At 44.1% G+C, this 17,429-nt stretch carries 16 protein-coding genes; 9 read left to right on the forward strand and 7 right to left on the reverse strand.

Annotated features, from left to right (window positions below; all coding sequences use genetic code 11):
- Window positions 1-95 precede the first annotated feature (95 nt).
- The 3 genes from QUA42_RS03270 to QUA42_RS03280 all read left to right on the forward strand — a co-directional run bounded on the left by QUA42_RS03270 (window position 96) and on the right by QUA42_RS03280 (window position 3,391).
- Window positions 96-1,325, forward strand: coding sequence for a glycosyltransferase (locus QUA42_RS03270; RefSeq protein ID WP_333135090.1), 1,230 nt, complete (start codon window positions 96-98; stop codon window positions 1,323-1,325).
- Window positions 1,326-1,384: 59 nt separating this feature from the next.
- Window positions 1,385-2,467: an NAD-dependent epimerase/dehydratase family protein gene (locus QUA42_RS03275; protein WP_333135092.1), complete on the forward strand. Its 1,083-nt coding sequence runs from the start codon at window positions 1,385-1,387 to the stop codon at window positions 2,465-2,467.
- Between the two features lie 117 nt (window positions 2,468-2,584).
- A complete protein-coding gene (locus QUA42_RS03280; RefSeq protein WP_333135094.1) occupies window positions 2,585-3,391 on the forward strand; it encodes a WecB/TagA/CpsF family glycosyltransferase in 807 nt (268 codons plus the stop codon).
- 292 nt (window positions 3,392-3,683) lie between these two features.
- Here the strand turns inward: QUA42_RS03280 and QUA42_RS03285 are convergent, their stop codons facing one another.
- From QUA42_RS03285 to QUA42_RS03310, 6 genes are all read right to left on the reverse strand, one after another.
- Window positions 3,684-3,839, reverse strand: a complete 156-nt coding sequence (locus QUA42_RS03285; protein ID WP_333060801.1) for a hypothetical protein — start codon at window positions 3,837-3,839, stop codon at window positions 3,684-3,686.
- 26 nt (window positions 3,840-3,865) lie between these two features.
- A complete protein-coding gene (locus QUA42_RS03290) occupies window positions 3,866-4,804 on the reverse strand; it encodes a class I SAM-dependent methyltransferase (RefSeq protein WP_333135096.1) in 939 nt (312 codons plus the stop codon).
- Between the two features lie 744 nt (window positions 4,805-5,548).
- Entirely contained in the window at window positions 5,549-6,808 is a 1,260-nt protein-coding gene (locus tag QUA42_RS03295; protein WP_333135098.1) for a glycosyltransferase, read from the reverse strand.
- Between the two features lie 769 nt (window positions 6,809-7,577).
- On the reverse strand, window positions 7,578-8,537 hold the full coding sequence (locus QUA42_RS03300) for a DUF362 domain-containing protein (protein ID WP_333135100.1): 960 nt from the start codon (window positions 8,535-8,537) through the stop codon (window positions 7,578-7,580).
- A gap of 126 nt (window positions 8,538-8,663) precedes the next feature.
- Window positions 8,664-8,990 (reverse strand): hypothetical protein, encoded by a 327-nt coding sequence (locus QUA42_RS03305; RefSeq protein ID WP_333135101.1) that lies wholly within the window; start codon window positions 8,988-8,990, stop codon window positions 8,664-8,666.
- A gap of 172 nt (window positions 8,991-9,162) precedes the next feature.
- Window positions 9,163-10,587, reverse strand: coding sequence for an aspartate ammonia-lyase (locus QUA42_RS03310; protein ID WP_333135103.1), 1,425 nt, complete (start codon window positions 10,585-10,587; stop codon window positions 9,163-9,165).
- A gap of 52 nt (window positions 10,588-10,639) precedes the next feature.
- On the opposite strand from QUA42_RS03310, the gene QUA42_RS03315 reads away from it, so the two are divergent.
- From QUA42_RS03315 to QUA42_RS03330, 4 genes are all read left to right on the forward strand, one after another.
- Window positions 10,640-11,041, forward strand: a complete 402-nt coding sequence (locus QUA42_RS03315) for a hypothetical protein (protein ID WP_333135105.1) — start codon at window positions 10,640-10,642, stop codon at window positions 11,039-11,041.
- A 2-nt stretch (window positions 11,042-11,043) separates the two neighbouring features.
- On the forward strand, window positions 11,044-11,673 hold the full coding sequence (locus QUA42_RS03320; RefSeq protein WP_333135106.1) for a hypothetical protein: 630 nt from the start codon (window positions 11,044-11,046) through the stop codon (window positions 11,671-11,673).
- 68 nt (window positions 11,674-11,741) lie between these two features.
- A complete protein-coding gene (locus QUA42_RS03325; RefSeq protein WP_333135108.1) occupies window positions 11,742-13,859 on the forward strand; it encodes a WD40 domain-containing protein in 2,118 nt (705 codons plus the stop codon).
- A gap of 105 nt (window positions 13,860-13,964) precedes the next feature.
- Window positions 13,965-14,171 (forward strand): DUF2281 domain-containing protein, encoded by a 207-nt coding sequence (locus QUA42_RS03330; RefSeq protein WP_333135110.1) that lies wholly within the window; start codon window positions 13,965-13,967, stop codon window positions 14,169-14,171.
- A gap of 129 nt (window positions 14,172-14,300) precedes the next feature.
- Here QUA42_RS03330 and QUA42_RS03335 read toward each other — a convergent pair whose 3' ends face one another.
- A complete protein-coding gene (locus tag QUA42_RS03335) occupies window positions 14,301-14,744 on the reverse strand; it encodes a DUF29 domain-containing protein (protein WP_333135111.1) in 444 nt (147 codons plus the stop codon).
- 201 nt (window positions 14,745-14,945) lie between these two features.
- Here QUA42_RS03335 and QUA42_RS03340 point away from each other — a divergent pair, with 201 nt between their 5' ends.
- Complete coding sequence (locus tag QUA42_RS03340) at window positions 14,946-16,091, forward strand: iron-containing alcohol dehydrogenase family protein (protein WP_333135113.1); 1,146 nt, start codon at window positions 14,946-14,948, stop codon at window positions 16,089-16,091.
- Window positions 16,092-16,190: 99 nt separating this feature from the next.
- Complete coding sequence (locus QUA42_RS03345) at window positions 16,191-17,372, forward strand: aspartate aminotransferase (protein WP_333135115.1); 1,182 nt, start codon at window positions 16,191-16,193, stop codon at window positions 17,370-17,372.
- Window positions 17,373-17,429 lie beyond the last annotated feature (57 nt).

The raw sequence follows: 17,429 nt of genomic DNA on the forward strand, positions 1-17,429 counted from the left end.
GTTCGGAAACGGATGAGTGTAAAGGATTTAACGGAGAGAGGGAAGAGGGAAGAGGAAAAATTTAGCAATTACCAATTAGCAATTACCACTTAGCCATGAAAGTTTTATTATCTGCGTTTGCTTGCGAACCGAATCTCGGCTCCGAAGAGGGAGTAGGATGGAATACTGTTATCCAATCTGCTAAACATCACGAAAGTTGGGTGTTTACTCGCACGTTTTGTCGATCGTACATTGAAGCCGAACTAGAGCGGAACCCAGTGCCAAACCTGCACTTTGTTTATTTTGATCCGTTTGGGTGGAGCGAAGATTGGAAGGGGAAACAAGGATTGCTGCAACTTCACTACTATCTGTGGCAAATCTGGGCTTATTTTATCGCTCGGAAGCTCGATCGCGAAATTGGTTTTGACATAGTACATCACGTAACTTATGTCAAACATTGGTCTCCCAGTTTCTTGGCGCTGTTGCCACATCCTTTTATTTGGGGGCCGGTGGGGGGTGCAGAAGCAGCACCAAAGGCTTTTTGGCAAGATTTTAGCCGCCGGGGAAAAATTTACGAAACGCTGCGGGCATTGGCTCAAAGGCTAGGAGAACGCGATCCATTTGTGGGTCTGACGGCGCGTCGCAGTGCCGTGGCGCTGGCGACTACGGAAGAAACCGCAGCCAGACTGCGATTTCTCAAAGCAAAAAACGTGAAGATTTTCTCGCAAGTCGGTTTGTCGCAGCAGGAAATTCAAGAACTAGAGCAATTTTCTACCCCGCCTGAGCAACCAATTAGATTCATCAGTGTTGGTCGTCTCTTACATTGGAAAGGGGTGCACTTGGGACTCCGTGCATTTGCGGAGGCGAAGCTGGAACAATCGGAATACTGGATTGTCGGAGACGGCCCGGAAAGGCAGCGTTTGGAAGCTTTGGCCACAGAATTGGGACTGGCAAATAAAGTATTTTTTTGGGGAACTTTATCTCGCACTGAAACTCTTTCTAAAATGGGGGAGTCTCACGTTCTCCTCCATCCGAGTTTGCATGACTCTGGTGGTTTTGTTTGCACGGAAATGATGGGGGTTGGTCGTCCCACGATTTGTTTGGATTTGGGCGGACCGGCTACTCAAGTGACGGCTCAAACGGGGATTAAAGTGGCTGCTACTGACCCCGATCGCACTGTGCAAGGTCTAGCAGAAGCTATAGTGTGTTTAGCCCACGATCGTGAATTGCGAGATCGCTTGGGTCGAGCGGGTCAAACGCGCGTCAGGGAAATCTATGATTGGGATGTTAAAGGTTTATTCTTTGCCCAATTGTGCGAAGATGTATTCGATGGAAAATCAGGATAACTTCTGATGGGTTCGATCGGGCAAAACAAAGAAAACTATATTTTTTCAGGCGGTGAAACGTGGGCGTTGCAATCATTACTGGCTCGGCGGGTTTAATTGGCTCTGAGGCGTGTCAGTTCTTTGCCAAACAAGGCTTAGATATAGTTGGGATCGACAATAATATGCGCCAGTTCTTTTTTGGTGCTGATGGTTCTACAAACTGGAACCGCCAACTGCTAGAAAAGTCTTTGGGTACCAAGTATTATCACTTAGATGTGGACATTCGCGACTATGAAGCGATTACCAATATCTTTCAGCGGTACGGCGAGTCGATCGAATTAGTAATTCACACAGCAGCCCAGCCCAGTCATGATTGGGCTTCCCGTGCTCCGAAAATAGACTTTACCGTCAATGCCAACGGCACTCTCAACCTTCTAGAAGTAACTCGTTTGTACTGTCCTAAAGCGGTTTTCATTTTCACTTCTACCAATAAAGTATACGGCGATACGCCTAACAGTTTGCCTTTAATTGAATTAGAATACAGGTGGGAAATTGAACCAGGCCATACTTACGAAAGCGGTATTCGGGAAGATATGTCAATCGATCAGTGCCTGCACAGTTTGTTTGGTGCTTCTAAGGTAGCTGCTGACGTTTTAGTCCAAGAATACGGTCGATATTTTAATATGAACACCGCTTGTTTTCGCGGCGGCTGTTTGACGGGTCCAAACCACTCAGGAGCTCAATTGCACGGCTTCCTAGCCTACTTGATGAAGTGTGCTGTCACGGGAACTCCTTACACCGTGTTTGGCTACAAAGGCAAGCAAGTTCGCGATAACATTCATAGCGCAGATTTAATTTCGGCATTTTATGAATTTTATAAAGCTCCCCGAAGCGCCCAAGTTTATAATACAGGAGGAGGCCGGTACAGCAATTGTTCGATGTTAGAAGCGATTCAGATGTGTGAGGCAATTGCAGAACGCAAATTTAATTGGACTTACGCTGAAGGGAATCGCATTGGCGATCACATTTGGTGGATTAGCGACAATTCAAAATTTTCCAGTCACTATCCCAACTGGAAAATGAAATATAACGTTAAACAAATCCTACAGGAGATTTATGAATGTAACCGCGAGCGTTGGCTGAAAGAGGATTCCAATGATTGAGCGGGGCAAAAAGAATGTGCTGGGAATATCGGTAAAAGATTGAAGAATACAAGGTTAAACAAATCTTAGGGGAGATTTATGAGTGTAACTGCGAGCGTTGACTTAAAGAGGTGCTCCATGATTGATAAAGGGAAAAAGAATGTACTGGGCATATTAGTAAATGCCGTTAATTATGAAGCGGCTGTTAGCAAAATTATTGCAGCAGCCAGCGCCGGAAAACCAATGTCAGTTTCTGCTCTAGCGGTTCACGGGGTAATGACTGGGGTCCTCGACAGCACTCATCGTTATCGGATTAATCACATTGACTTAGTATTGCCAGACGGACAGCCCGTCAGGTGGGCTTTAAATTGGCTCTACCATACGGAATTGCCCGATCGAGTTTGCGGGCCGAATGCGATGTTACAAATCTGCGAACGTGCGGCGGAAGAAGGATTACCTATCTATTTGTACGGATCTCAAGCTTCTGTACTGGAAGCTTTATCTCGCAATCTTTGCCAGCGTTTTCCCAAGTTAATTATTGCTGGAACTCAGCCTTCTAAATTTAGGCACGTTTCGCCCCAAGAGAAACAAGAAATTGCAGAGCAAATTCGCAACAGCGGTGCAGCAATTACTTTTGTCGGTTTGGGGTGTCCGCGACAAGAAGTCTGGGCTTACGAATACCGCGATGAGTTATCAATGCCGCTGATTGCTGTAGGTGCTGCTTACGATTTTCATGCGGGTAATTTGGCTAAATCTCCTGACTTTTTATCTAAAATAGGTTTGGAATGGCTGTTTCGGATGATTAAGGAACCTCGGCGCCTTTGGCAGCGGTATGTTTTTTTGAATCCGCTTTATATCTGGCTGTTTTTGCTACAAGCTTTGAAAATCAAACAGTTCGACCCCACAGACGCCACGCCGCCTGTAGAAGAAGTATTATATGGTTGAAATTTAAAAGTTTCTTGTGAATTATGGGTACTCACAAGAAAAAATTAAAAAAGCAAACATATCGTAACTAATCGTTCTGAGGTGCAACTGCGATCGCATATTCAATAAAATTTATATCAAATCCGGTGGCCTCCGAATTATAGTGGGAGCTTAAAAGAACGCGATTTTGGGAGCGCTCTCTTAAGCTCCCACTGACATTATCCCAATATATTATTGCGATGCAACCCGAAACTATATTACGCCAGAAAACACTTTTTACATTATCTATGTGGTAAGCTGCGGACTGCACACCTTACATACAAAGTTTGTGCGTCAGTCTCGATCGAGTCAGGTGGATTGCTGGGTCAATAGTCGCATTTGGTTTGACTGTACTCCTGGCATGGGCGATGATGGCAGAGGCTCGCAAAAGTATGGTGAGTGTGTAACCAAACTTGATAATCAAAGCCAAAGTTTATTGCCCTTACCTCGATATTGCTATGGCTTTTGTGCCACAATCCGGATCGAGTCGTACTTGTTTTCATCAGCAGCAAAAATTGTTTTCAGCAGTAGCTTCCAAGCTTGGACTTTACTGTTTTCCTTGGGCTTTACTATCTGATGAGATGCCATTGAATCGAACACACTGAAAATTTTTCTTTCATCATTGATCCAAGTGTTTTCAAATTGGCGATAGTAGCCATTAAACTGGGTAGAAATTATCTCAAATCCTACTTTTTCACAGATAGCGCGAAAGCTCTGCGGTGTGAAGAAATACAAATGCCTTGGTACATCTAGATGCATCCATGCAATCCCTGAGGACTTCAGCCCAATACAAGAGTTATTTGGTACTTCCATCACCAATTTGCCGCCACGCACGAGCAACTGCATGGCATTGCGGAGTGCAAGTAAAGGATCTCTGGTATGTTCGAGTACGTGGTTCATCACAATTATGTCGTACTGTCTAGACTGGACTTCCGGGGGCAAAGATTCAGCAGTACCATAAAGTACATTAAGACCTCGCTGCTGGGCCAACACTAAAGCTTGTTGATCGGGTTCTACGCCCCAGACTTTGTGACCATCTGCTCGCAGTTCTTGCAGCAGGTGCCCGTTGGCGCAACCAATTTCTAAGATCGAGGAGGAAGCAGTCCCGAACTGTTGCTTCCACCATTTACTTGTGACATCTACTCCGCGATCGAAACGCCAAGCTAGATGGGTACGCAATTTATCGAAGAAGGAAATAGAAGAGGCAGATCCGAAGCCTGTAAAGTCTATATGATGAGTATAATACTCATCGATGTCGTAGAAGCTGGCGATTTTGTTGAGTTCGGGTAGAGGATGAATGCACCCAAGTTGTGACTTTTCGCACCAGTACAATTGAAATGACTCATTGTTTGGAGGTCTGCGCCAATCACCGGGTATGAATAGCCACGGTTTCATACTCTGTCCCGATATCGGGCAGACGACGGTAGGGCTTAAGCACGTTTGACTTTGCATTTTAGTTTTCCTTACTTAGGAACTGGATGTATTAATAACCGCTTATGTTAGATCACTCCGGGACTTTATGTGCGAGTGATAATTGTGTTATCCTCAATACAGGAGATGAATGCCTAAAATTTATGAAATTTTGGGAATACCATTCATTACTGAGGCGTGGTTTACAGGTAACATCGAATTTAAGTTAACGCATTTAGCTGGCTTTGTCACTTTTGATAAAAAACTATACCTTCCGCGAGCGGGCGGAGAGTAAGTTTTTCTCTAGTCAAGAATTCAGCAATAATTAAAGTATACATTAAGTTAGAAACATCATATACCTCTAAAGTATGATACTAATAAAAGCATTTGTGCATATACCTAGTAAATAATGAAGCACTTGATTTAACAAGATTTAAACTAAAACCCCTGTTAGTTTTGCCAGTTCCGGTGGAAAGGAAAATAAGTTGGTCACTCGATGGTTTAGAGTTGCTGTGGAAGCGGGTAGTTGCCAAGAAAATTTAACCCGTTAAAGGAGACTTGAGAACATATGGAAGAAGTGCGATCGCCCAGTAGAATTTGATGCTATTAAGTTTGAAAAAAACATCTAAATCTAATGGCGATCGCTCACCCCAACCCTTGCCTTTACAAGACCTCCAATTACCGTGGCTACCTTAATGAAACCTGTCTCAATCATAGGCAGAAGGATTCTTAACGCAGTTGAGTGTACGCCAAAACCATATCGGGAGCCTCACATACTTGACTTTCGGTGACTGGATGAGGCCGCGTTGAGTAAGCAATAGCCTGCATATGTTTTATGCGAGCTTGAAAAGTCTTCTCAAATGTGTGCTGTTGAGCAAACTTCAGCGACTTCAACGACATCGATTTAATTTCTTCCCGGTTGTAGCTGAGTGCTGCAATTTTCTTCGCCATCTGTTTAGGCTGATTCATTGGCACAACCCATCCTGTCTCCGACATTTCTGCAATTCCCTGGAATGCTTCGTTAGCATACCCAACAATTGGCACGCCAGCAGCCATAGTTTCTATGTAAGTACAAGAAGGATCGCCCTGCCGGTGACAGCAAACAAACAAATCAATATTGTTCTTAACAAAGGGGAAAAAATCTGTTTTAAAGTCAGGCACTCCGAGCATTTTCACGCAATCATTAAGTTGATTTGCAGCTATTTGCTGGTGCATCATCTCTTCTAAGTCACCAATACCACTGATGAACATTTCAAATTTCACCTTCAGTTGTTTGAGTTCTCTAGCAACCTCAAGTAAATGATCGGCCCCCTTCATCTTAATAAGGCGACCTGAGAATACTAGCCGGAGAGGCATATCTTGAGAGCGGTTTTCAGTGCGCCGTTCAATGTCAGCTTTTGTTGCTAACATATCCTCTCTAATCCGCGTGTCCAAGAACAACTCTGGGTTGCGATTGAGATGCTTGTATTCTTGGTATGTAGGGGTGCCATTACACTGCAATCCCTCTGCCATTGCGATCGCCTTGCGCTGCTTATATTCCTGACTGTAAGTCCAGATTATTCTCCGCAAGCGAATCAGGGGATTTCTCGTACTCACATTCACGATCTGTTTGCGAGTTTTCAGACTGTATTCGGAAACGTAAATACACGGTACTCCCGCTATTTTACACACTTTACTGATATGGTTCTGTCTGTATTCCGGGGCTGCCAATACCAGCGCACTCTGATGCTGATGTAGTAAAGCTGGGGTAATTTTATCAAAACAAATTATTTCCAGTTTGAATGGCAATAGATCAAGTTTGAATATTTTTGCATCCATCTGGTCGTTGTCTTCTTTCGTTTCTTCCATCATCACAGTAATATCACCCGACCAATACTTGGCTAACTCACCAACTGCTTCAATCAATTTGCGGGTGAGTAAAACTTCACCGTTTGGCAAAAACTTGGCTTTTAGTGGCTGTACGATTGTCAGATTGTTGTTAGTCAGCATAGGGAAGGTAGTTCCTGATTTGAAGTTTTTACGGATGCGGTAGTGAATCTTTGCTGTACTTGGCAAGGGCTGTTGATCGATCTATATAACAGACATCTACCGAATTTAAATTTCGCCGCCTGATACAAGCAACATTTCAGACTCTGTTTGGGAGATATCTAATACTTAAGATGGACGCAGCAACTGGATTAGACCTTTATTATTTAAGGTAAGGTCTGTTTGATATGTCGCCATCATCTGCGATCTACGTATAACTGTCAATAACCTTTTACGAGCTTTACTCAATCTTTATAATTGAGCGGTCAATTATAAAGAAAAGCGCAATTGTAGGGTAAATTTGGTTAAACCAAGGGCTGTTACAAGTGTTTATACTTAAATGAAATTATCTAACTGCTTCTAGCTAGCAAGAATGAGCGTGAGTTGCGAGTACCGCGAGGCAAATGCTTTAAGTAAGTCGGCGCGAAAAAACGCCCCTAGGTAAATGAGGGTCAAGTCTCCAAATGCTCTCTACTGGCTGACTTAAGCCTGTTTACATAGTGTTACATTATGCGGTTTAGTCCCGCCTACCTACTAACTGGCTGACTTAAACTTGTTTACATAGTGTTACATTATGCGGTTTAATCCCGCCTACCTACTTAAACCATAAACTTATAACAAATTTATTAAAACTTTACATAAATAGATATGTTGTAAAATAATAATATTTCTTTACAATTAGCAATGGAAAGCAGAAGGAATAAAAAAAAGAAATTTTACGCTTCTGTCTTCGCTAATGCGAAGCCTTGATGCTGAACTTTTCTTTAATAAACCGGATATAAAGGTGTTTGAAAGCCGACTTCATCACGCGGGGCATACCAAAGTCGATCGCCATCATGGTTTCGGGCAACTTCCAATCCAAAACCTTGAGAGTTTCCGGCTGCAAAAGCGGAAAATCAATCGCCTCTAAATTCGAGCAAAGTCCCAATCTCATCGCCGCAGCTACAGTCGGAACCGCCGCAGGATCGGCATTAATGATTTCCACTAAAGTTCTGTCCAAAGCAAACACATCATCAGAGGCGGCCAAAATTCCCAAAAACTTAGGTTCGCCGCCGCTTGGCCCGTTACCTTCGTGGCCGATAATGCCATCCAAAATCGTCAAATTTGGGTTAATTGCCCGGGCAGTTTCTACAAGCATTTCACCGAATCTGGCGCTATCTTTGCCAGCTTCCATGTGCCACCAAGCCTTCATTTTGCCTGGGACGCAGCCGAACAAATTTTTCACGCCCATTGTCACGGTTAATTGAACGTGAGATTTGAGTTTGGGCAAATTAATCACTACATCCGCTTCCATTGCTTCTTTGCAAATTCGCAGATGATTGAAATCTTCGCTGACAGTTTCGTAGCGTTTTCCTTGAAACTCAACTACTGGCAAATTCAGTTCTTCCAACAGCGGCAAATAACCGTTGGCTTTGGCTACACCCATAGCGCTACCAAAAGCTGGACTATCGCCTAAAAAGGGTTTTCCTCCCGCTTCAATGACCATTTTAGCGACGCAGTAAACCAATTCCGGGCGGGTGACGCATTCTTTTGTAGGGCGAGAACCTGTCAGCAGATTGGGTTTGAGTAAAACCCGATCGCCCGATTTGACAAAAGCCGAAATTCCGCCCAAGGGTGCCAGCAAACTTTCTAAAGATGCTTGCAAGATTTGGCGATCGTATGAATTGGCACGAATTAAACTAACAGCACACATAATTATGAATTAATTTGTAATTGGTTATCGATGCGGGGATAATCTCAATGTAACGCACGCACTGATCACCCTAAGCAGGGTGATCCGCGCGCACCTTACCAAGAATAATCTCAATACAAATGAGTCCTAAGTATTCATCGGCAATCTACCAACTGCCGCCCGCTGCATGGTACTAACTCGCAGCGAGTTAGAGAATACTCCTTGACCTTGCAGGTCAGGAATCGCCGGTTTTACTTCTACTTTCACCAACCGGGCAGTGCAGATAAAAACCGTTTGATCTGCTAAATGGAAAGTCAACCAAGGTTGATTTAACAAATGCAGCACTTCCTCTTGGAATTCTTGTGCAGGCATCGGAATAGTAAAGGTTTCTGCGTGACCTTCCACATAATGAAATGTCACTTGAGTTGTGTTCTCTTTATCTTGAGTTAATTTTGCAAAAGAACCTGCGCGCATAAATTTTGCTCCCAAACTTTAGACTATAAAAAATCCAGAATTAAATCTAAGAAAATTGAATTCTGAATTGTTTAACTTTAACCTGTGACAGGGCTTAGGCAGAACTCAGAAGACAGAAGGCAGAATTAAATCGAGTTCAGCCTTCTAGTGTCTAACTGATACCTGCGAGATCCTATACGTTAGCAGAAGATGTTGGCATCGCACTCATTTTCTCTAAATCTAGAACTTTTGCCAAGTCTTCTGCACTCATTAAACCCTGTTCTAACACAATTTGCCGCAGAGATTTGCCAGTTTCTAGAGATGCTTTGGCGACGGCGGCGGCGTTGAGATAGCCGATGTGAGTGTTGAGGGCGGTAACGAGGGCGAGACTGCCTTCTGCGTAAGCGAGACACCGATCGCCCTTAGCTTCAATTTTGGCGAGGCATTGTGTAGTCAGCGCGCTGATGGTATTGCCCAAAATTTCGATGCTGTGAATGAGATTGTAAGCAATCAGGGGCATCATCACGTTCAATTCTAATTGTCCCGCTTGGGCGGCCAGGGCGATCGCGCTATCGTAACCCATAACTTGAAAACAAACCATCGATGTCATTTCTGCCATCACAGGGTTGTATTTTCCCGGCATAATAGACGAACCAGGTTGCACAGGAGGCAGTTGAATTTCTTTCAAACCCGTTTTCGGCCCTGAGTCCATCAAACGCAAATCGTGGGACATTTTAACGCAATCTTGAGCGAGATTTCGCAGTGCACCGGAGACATTTACAAACGGTGCCATACTCTGCATAGCTGCCATTAAATGCCTTGCTGGTTTCAGGGGGTGGTCGATTAATTCCGAGAGAATTTCAGCAACTTTTTGACAATATTCTGGGTGAGTATTTAAGCCTGTTCCGGCCGCACTTCCCCCCAATCCCAGAGATCTCAAATCATCGGATGCCCTGTCAATTCTCAAGGTATGTTCTCTGAGAATTTGCGCCCAAGCGCCGAAGGTATCGCCGAGTCGAACCGGTACGGCATCTTGCATATGAGTGCGGCCAGATTTAACAATATCTTTGAATTCTTCTGCTTTGTTTTCTAGGGCGACTACGGCATCGGACAAAGCCGGAAACAGAGTCTTTTCCAGTGCCAACAATCCGCCGATACGAATCGCTGTCGGAATCACATCATTTGTCGATTGACCGTAGTTTACATGATCGTTAGGACTAACGCGCTTGTAGTTGCCTTTTTCATCGCCCATAATTTCTAAAGCGCGATTTGAAAGAACTTCATTAACGTTCATGTGGTGAGAAGTTCCGGCGCCGGCTTGGTAGACATCAACTACAAATTGATCGCGCAATTTGCCAGCTAGGATTTCATCTGCTGCTTGGACAATTGCTTGACTGATGTCTTGGGGAATGCAGCCGAGTTCGCCATTGGTGATCGCCGTTGCTTTTTTAATTAAAACGCAAGCATCGACGTAAGTTGATAAAGGTTTAAGGCTGCTAATTGGAAAATTTTCGACGGCGCGCAGAGTTTGAATACCGTAGTACACAGTAGATGGGATTTGTTTGTCTCCCATCGAGTCGCTTTCAGTGCGGTAGGTTGCGGTTGATTGTTCGATCATGTTAGGGAGTTCGTGATAATCTCAAATTATCGCACGTTTAGAGGTAATTTCATTGACGAATGAGGTTGAGAGAGAGGAGTTAATTGCCCAACTGCTGGCCAGTGGAGTTAAGCATAACCCAGATGACATTCTCGGGATTGCCAGATTGTCGGATGCTAAAATTGTTTTTTTGGAGAGTGGTAATGATCGTTCTGGGTGGCAACACATTCGGAATAAACACGCTAATGACTTTGCCAATCGAGGCATTTCTGAAAATCAGATTATTGATGCAGTTATCGCTGCTGTTACTAGGGGCAGATTTTTAGGAACTCAAGGAACTACTAGGGCTATCTATGAGGTACAATTTAATGACGATACTCAATACATTTCTGTAGATATAGCTAGTAATGGCTATATTGTCGGGGCAAACCCTACCAAAACAACATTAATCCGCCGTTTAACTCAGGAAAAATAGTCATGTACACAAGAATAAAGCTGATGACTGATTATAACTATTATCCTCTCTGGGATATGGATGACGTTGGCGATATCGATCCAAGAGAGTTAATGCTGAGTGAGGCAACAATTGAACGGTTACTCAATTGGCAAAAGATTTATGATGGAATTATTGACTGGGATGATCCGGCTTCGGCTGGTTTTGCGAGTACACAGGAAGAGATAGCTTTTGAAAGAGAAGGTATTAGTTTATGGAGACAACTTCAGAAGGAATTGGGGGATGACTACGAAATTGTTTATTTTAGTCAATTGCTGCAACGGGTTATAAATCCCTATAAATCGCGGTTAGGTAATTATTTATATGCCCTTCTGCGAAGGTCAGACTTGCCACAATTTATCCAAAAACGGAGGGGAAATTGGGCAGGAAAAGAAATTTCAAAAAAGCCATTTATTGCTTCTATAACGGTTCCTGTCACTAGGGCGAAAAACAGTGAAAATCAAGAAAAAATTAGAAGCGTCGATGGAGTTCAACTCAATGATTCGCTCTATTTATATCAAGCAAGCAGCACTGGTCATAGACGTGCTAATCCCCCACGTAGAAAGTTCATCTCTCCTTTACCTACGATAAAGAGTGATGAAAAAAAAGATTGAGTTGGTTATATTCCTCCCCCAACTTACAAGCTGCTACACTACTAATAACCGCATCCTCACCCACATTTATGCTCGCCAAAGCAATTTTCGCTATCGCTCCCTACATCTCGGAAGTGCTCTCACCCATCGCCAGAAATATCGGCTACACACTAGGAGAAGCCTTCGGCAATAACTCTCAAAAGTACCGAGATATTCTGATTCCCGCTCCCAATAATTCATCGGATTCGGCTGAGATAGAGCAAGCAAAACAGCGTTATTCTCAAGAAATGCTGGAATACGCGAAGGCCAAAGATACCAGAGACAGGGAATTGTTAAAGCTAACAGTAGCACAAACAGCACGCCGCCTTGAGTTGCAGGAACAGGAACAGCGAGACAGACTGAAGTTGGCAGCCTTGCAGCGGGATTTGATGCGGGAATTGCAAGCAAAGGATATTCAGGTCAAGCTGGCTGAAATTCAAACAATTTGGGATAAAGATACTTGGTTTTCTAAGTTAAATCGAGAGGAAACTAAGCAGATTTTACTCCAGCAGCAACACCGCCTATTAATCTTACTATCACCGCCCAAAATTAGCAAGCGATGCCCGGAAACCTTCTGTCAAGATTTGCCAATTGAGATGAGAAGTGTGGGAGATTTTCTCAGACAGCATTATCCTCAACAAGATGTCTTACGCCCGGTTAAGTTTTATAGCGACTATTTCACTGAGTCTATCGGTGATATTGATGTGGAACGCTTGCAGCGAATTTTATCTCCGGTTCCGACTACAATTTTATATAGCGATATCAGCGATTATGCCGTAACTTTCCGCGTCGGCTTTTGGGGATTCCTGAATAATCAGGAAGTTTCCCTGTTTTCTACCAAAGTTTTTGACTGGGAAGAGGCAAAAGATGCACTTTTAGCATCTGGGGTAAGTGAGAAAAAAGCCCTCCGCATGATTCGGCAGTTGATTGTGGCGATTCACAAGTTACTGGCGGGATTTTTAGCGGATTTGTATTATATCAATATTGACCCCTGCTATGAACCTCAGTTGTTTAATTTAAAGGAGGAATTGGCTGAAGATGGGTTGGCAGCAGAGTGGGTGAAACCTTATTTTGATATTCTTCAGGATATTCAGCGGCGACAGGGAGAACAGTATGAACAGGAGTTAAAAAAGCTGATTGAGCAAGTAGAAGCCGAACGTCAATCTCAAGAGGCTGCCAAAGCTGAAGTAAAACGCCAACAACAAATAGAAAAAGCTGCCAAAGCTGAAGCCCAACGCCAACACCAAATAGAAGAAAAAATCATTAGAAAAGCTCACTCCTTCAAATGTGTAACAACTCTTAATGGCGTAGCTATTTCATCTGTTGATTGCGTAGTTATTAGTCCAGATGGCAAGACTTTTGCTAGTAACAGCAGTGGAAATTGCACCAAACTTTGGAATCTCCATACAGGAGAGCTGATTCGTACTTTTTCTGGGCATTCAGGTGCGGTTTATTGCGTTGCCATTAGCCCTAATGGAAAAATTTTAGCTAGCGGAAGTTATGACAAACAAATTAAGCTGTGGAATCTGGAAACTGGACAAGAGATTAGCACTCTCAAGGGTCACTCAGGTTTAATTCGGTCTCTTGCTTTTAGTCCAGACGGAGAAACTCTTGTTAGTGGCAGTGGTGACCATACTATCAGACTGTGGAATCTGAAAACCAAACAGGAAATCCGCACTCTCACTGGACATTCAAACTCGGTTTCGTCTGTCGCTATCAGCCTAGATGGAGAAACTATTGCTAGTGGCAGTTGCGACAAAACTATCAAACTGTGGAGTCTGAAAACCCGACAGGAGATTTGCACTTTTACTGGGCATTCAGAGTCAGTTTATTCTGTCGCTTTCAGCACGGATGGACAAATTATTGCTAGTGGTAGTGGAGACAACACAATCAAGCTTTGGCATCTGAAAAGCCGACAGGAAATTAGCACTTTCAGAGGGCATTCAGACTATGTTAACTCTGTAGCTATAAGCCCGGATGGGCAAATTATTGTTAGTGGCAGTTATGACAATAAAATCAAACTATGGAATCTAAAAGATGGAGAAACAATTTTCACTCTCATGGGACATTCATCCGGGGTTAATGCTGTCTGTTTTAGCCCGGAGGGAAACACTCTGGTTAGTGGCAGTAATGATGAGAGTATTAAGATTTGGCGGTGTGATGGGTGAAGTAAGACGGAAAGATGAAGATTCTGGCGCGATTTGCAAACATGGAACTACAAAACTTGACTGCGTGAGAAATAAACCGAGAAACACTTAAGGGAAGTAATTGAAATGTCAGAAACAATTAATTTTGAGCAAACAGTGTTAGAGAATCTGCGACTGTTGCCAAGGGAGAAACAACAAGAAGTGCTAGACTTTGCACAATTCCTCGTGCAAAAAACGGAACAGAAAAAGCAGTTACTCAGCGAAAGTTCCGAGTCTAACAGTTCGTCAATAACCGAACCTAGTCTCAAGCTATCACAAGCGAGAAATTGCTAGCCTGCCAATAGCAGAACGCCATAAAATACTAGCACCATTTATACCTGCTACAGCCGAAGATTTTTTGACATATCCTGAATTAAGCGAGTTTTCGGTACTCGATGGCGAAGACTGGGAGGATGACAGAATTCAAAAACTCTCAAAACTATATTCATCCTCAAAAACTTCAGACCAAGCAAGTGAGGTTAATTGACATTTTTTACCCATTTCATCCTCGCCATCTTTCACCGCCACTTGAAAACATTTCTCCCAGATAGACTCAATAAAATCACGATTTAAACTCGGCATTTCTTCTTGACTTTCTTCAATTTCTCGCCGCGCCGAACGAATACTAATAGCCCAGCTAGCAGTTCGTTTTTCAGGTTGAGATTTCCACTTAATAATATGAAGCATTAAACGAATCAACTGGCTTTTTAATGCTCGTTTTTCGGTTCTCCCCATTGCTTCAATTAAAGATTCTAAACCTGCCGTTGCTTCCATAGATTTTCCTTCTTTGAGAAGTGTCTGGACTGTGACAGCCGTTTGATAATGAGAACACACTGCTAACCAGTCCCAATCTTGTTTAGTCAGCATTGCCCTATCCTTGAAATTGCTTATATTCCTAAATTTATCATAGCGATCGCCCCTCAACTCCCCTCTCCCATCCCCCAACAGCCCAACAATACTTAATAAAAACTTTATAAAACTTACCATTTCCGCATAGATTAGAGTTATCCTAGAAAATCCAGCAATCCTGCAAAGCGTCAACCTTCTCGTCACTTATCCAGTGGTTCGATGACTCAAACCCAAAGCACTAAAACCGCCACCCCAACTGCAATTTATTCCTTGACAATTGCTCCCGCCTGTGTATTGCGGGGTCGATCGGCCATCGCACAAGCCGGAGATGCGATCGCCCGTTTCGGAAAGCGGCCGCTAATCGTCGGCGGCAGCAACTCCCTCACCGCCGCCCAAACCTACCTGCAACCAATCCTCGAACAGCAGCAGTTAAAATCCGCCGAAACAGCCTACGGCAAGGATTGCAGCGAAACCAGCCTCGAAACCCTGCGCGCAGCAGCCCAAACCCATCAAGCCGATTTCATCATCGGTGTCGGCGGCGGCAAAGCCTTAGACGCAGCCAAACTCGTCGCTTATCAGTGCAAACTCCCGATTGTCACCATACCCACATCAGCAGCCACCTGTGCAGCTTGGACAGCCCTTTCTAACATTTATTCAGAACAAGGTGCATTCCAATACGATGTCACATTAGCCAGATGTCCCGACTTATTAATACTCGACTACGGCTTAATTCAAACCGCACCACAGCGGACATTAGTAGCAGGAATTGGAGATGCGATCGCCAAATGGTACGAAGCATCAGTCAGCAGCGGACACTCCGAACAAACCCTGATCATTTCCGCCGTTCAACAAGCTAGAATACTGCGCGATATATTATTCCAAAAATCAGCCGCCGCCCTCAAAGAACCCGGTAACGAAACCTGGCAAGAAGTCACAGATGCAGCCGTATTGCTAGCAGGAGTAATCGGCGGAATTGGCGGCGCCCAATGTCGCACCGTCGCCGCCCACGCAGTCCACAACGGCCTAACTCATCTATTAGCAAGTCACGGCACATTGCACGGCGAAAAAGTCGCTTACGGCATTTTAGTACAACTGCGACTAGAAGAAATGCTGCAAAACAATCAACTCGCCGCTAGCGCCAGACAGCAACTGCTAAAATTCTACAGCGAGATTGGATTACCCCAAACTTTAGACAACCTCGGACTCGGAGACATTACCATAGCAGAATTGCAGCGCGCCGCCGACATAGCCTGCAATCCCAATTCCGACATCCACCGACTGCCTTTTAAAGTTGTTCCGCAACAATTAATGGCAGCGATGGTTTCTACCACCGCACCTGTGGGAGAATTAAAGATTAAGAATTAAAACAGTTTGTAGTAAGGACTAAAGTCCTGAAAAGGCTGTGCTAGCAAGGACGAAAGTCCTTACTACAAACCAGGAAAACTGACAACTGACAAAAAATAAATGACCTTGGATTGGATTAGCCCTGCTGACAGGTTGCAAAAACTACCGCCCTACGTATTTGCCCGTCTCGACGAACTCAAAGCCCGCGCCCGCGAACAAGGACTAGATTTAATAGACTTAGGAATGGGAAACCCCGACGGTGCCACTCCTCAACCAGTAGTAGAAGCCGCTGTCGCAGCCATCCAAAATACTGCCAATCACGGCTATCCACCCTTTGAAGGAACTGCCAGTTTCCGCCGTACTATTACTAAATGGTACAGCCGCCGCTACAATGTTGAACTCGATCCAGAAAGCGAAGCATTGCCTTTGTTGGGTTCTAAAGAAGGTTTAGCACATTTTGCGATCGCCTATATCAATCCAGGGGACGTAATATTAGTACCAAGTCCCGCTTATCCGGTATTATTTCGCGGCCCGATTATCGCGGGTGCAAAAGTTCACAACATCATCCTCAAACCGGAAAATGACTGGGTAATTGACTTAGCGGACATTCCCGACAGCGTAGCCGAACAAGCCAAAATACTTTATTTCAATTATCCCAGCAATCCGACTGGAGCGACTGCACCCCGCGAATTTTACAAAGATATTGTGGCTTTCGCACACAAACATCAAATTTTGCTGGTTCACGATTTGTGTTATGCGGAATTAGCCTTTGACGGCTATCAACCGACAAGTTTATTAGAAATTCCCGGCGGTAAAGAAATCGGCGTCGAATTTCACACCATGTCCAAAACCTACAATATGGCTGGCTGGCGCGTCGGTTTTGTAGTAGGAAATAGCAAAATTATTCAAGGTTTGCGGACATTAAAAACTAACCTAGATTACGGTATATTTTCCGCTTTGCAAACAGCAGCAGAAACAGCACTGCAATTGCCGGACAGTTACTTGCACGAAGTGCAGAATCGTTACAGGACTCGCCGGGATTTCATGGTGGAAGGATTGGCAGAATTAGGGTGGAATATTCCTAAACCTCTGGCTGCAATGTATCTTTGGGTTCCCTGCACTCGCGGCATGAGTTCTACTGATTTTGCCCTGAATGTTTTGCAGCAAACGGGTGTTGTGGTGACTCCTGGCAATGCTTTTGGGCCGGGCGGCGAAGGATATGTGAGAATTAGTTTGATTGCAGATTGCGATCGGCTGGGAGAAGCCCTGCGGCGCATGAAACAAGCTAATATTCGATATTAGTCAGTAGTCATTAGTCAGTGGTTATGGGTTATTTGTGGGTTGTTAGTTGTTATTGGT

It is taken from the genome of Microcoleus sp. Pol11C2 (assembly GCF_036701505.1).
In the GTDB taxonomy this organism is placed as follows: Bacteria; Cyanobacteriota; Cyanobacteriia; order Cyanobacteriales; family Microcoleaceae; genus Microcoleus.

Excerpts from the sequence above, each read along its gene's own strand:
- QUA42_RS03325 (WP_333135108.1), top strand. The coding sequence starts at position 11,742 with ATGCTCGCCAAAGCAATTTTCGCTATCGCTCCCTACATCTCGGAAGTG.
- QUA42_RS03345 (WP_333135115.1), top strand. The coding sequence starts at position 16,191 with ATGACCTTGGATTGGATTAGCCCTGCTGACAGGTTGCAAAAACTACCG.
- QUA42_RS03295 (WP_333135098.1), bottom strand. The coding sequence starts at position 6,808 with ATGCTGACTAACAACAATCTGACAATCGTACAGCCACTAAAAGCCAAG.
- QUA42_RS03305 (WP_333135101.1), bottom strand. The coding sequence starts at position 8,990 with ATGCGCGCAGGTTCTTTTGCAAAATTAACTCAAGATAAAGAGAACACA.
- QUA42_RS03320 (WP_333135106.1), top strand. The coding sequence starts at position 11,044 with ATGTACACAAGAATAAAGCTGATGACTGATTATAACTATTATCCTCTC.
- QUA42_RS03340 (WP_333135113.1), top strand. The coding sequence starts at position 14,946 with ATGACTCAAACCCAAAGCACTAAAACCGCCACCCCAACTGCAATTTAT.
- QUA42_RS03270 (WP_333135090.1), top strand. The coding sequence starts at position 96 with ATGAAAGTTTTATTATCTGCGTTTGCTTGCGAACCGAATCTCGGCTCC.
- QUA42_RS03310 (WP_333135103.1), bottom strand. The coding sequence starts at position 10,587 with ATGATCGAACAATCAACCGCAACCTACCGCACTGAAAGCGACTCGATG.
- QUA42_RS03335 (WP_333135111.1), bottom strand. The coding sequence starts at position 14,744 with ATGCTGACTAAACAAGATTGGGACTGGTTAGCAGTGTGTTCTCATTAT.
- QUA42_RS03290 (WP_333135096.1), bottom strand. The coding sequence starts at position 4,804 with ATGAAACCGTGGCTATTCATACCCGGTGATTGGCGCAGACCTCCAAAC.
- QUA42_RS03330 (WP_333135110.1), top strand. The coding sequence starts at position 13,965 with ATGTCAGAAACAATTAATTTTGAGCAAACAGTGTTAGAGAATCTGCGA.
- QUA42_RS03280 (WP_333135094.1), top strand. The coding sequence starts at position 2,585 with ATGATTGATAAAGGGAAAAAGAATGTACTGGGCATATTAGTAAATGCC.
- QUA42_RS03300 (WP_333135100.1), bottom strand. The coding sequence starts at position 8,537 with ATGTGTGCTGTTAGTTTAATTCGTGCCAATTCATACGATCGCCAAATC.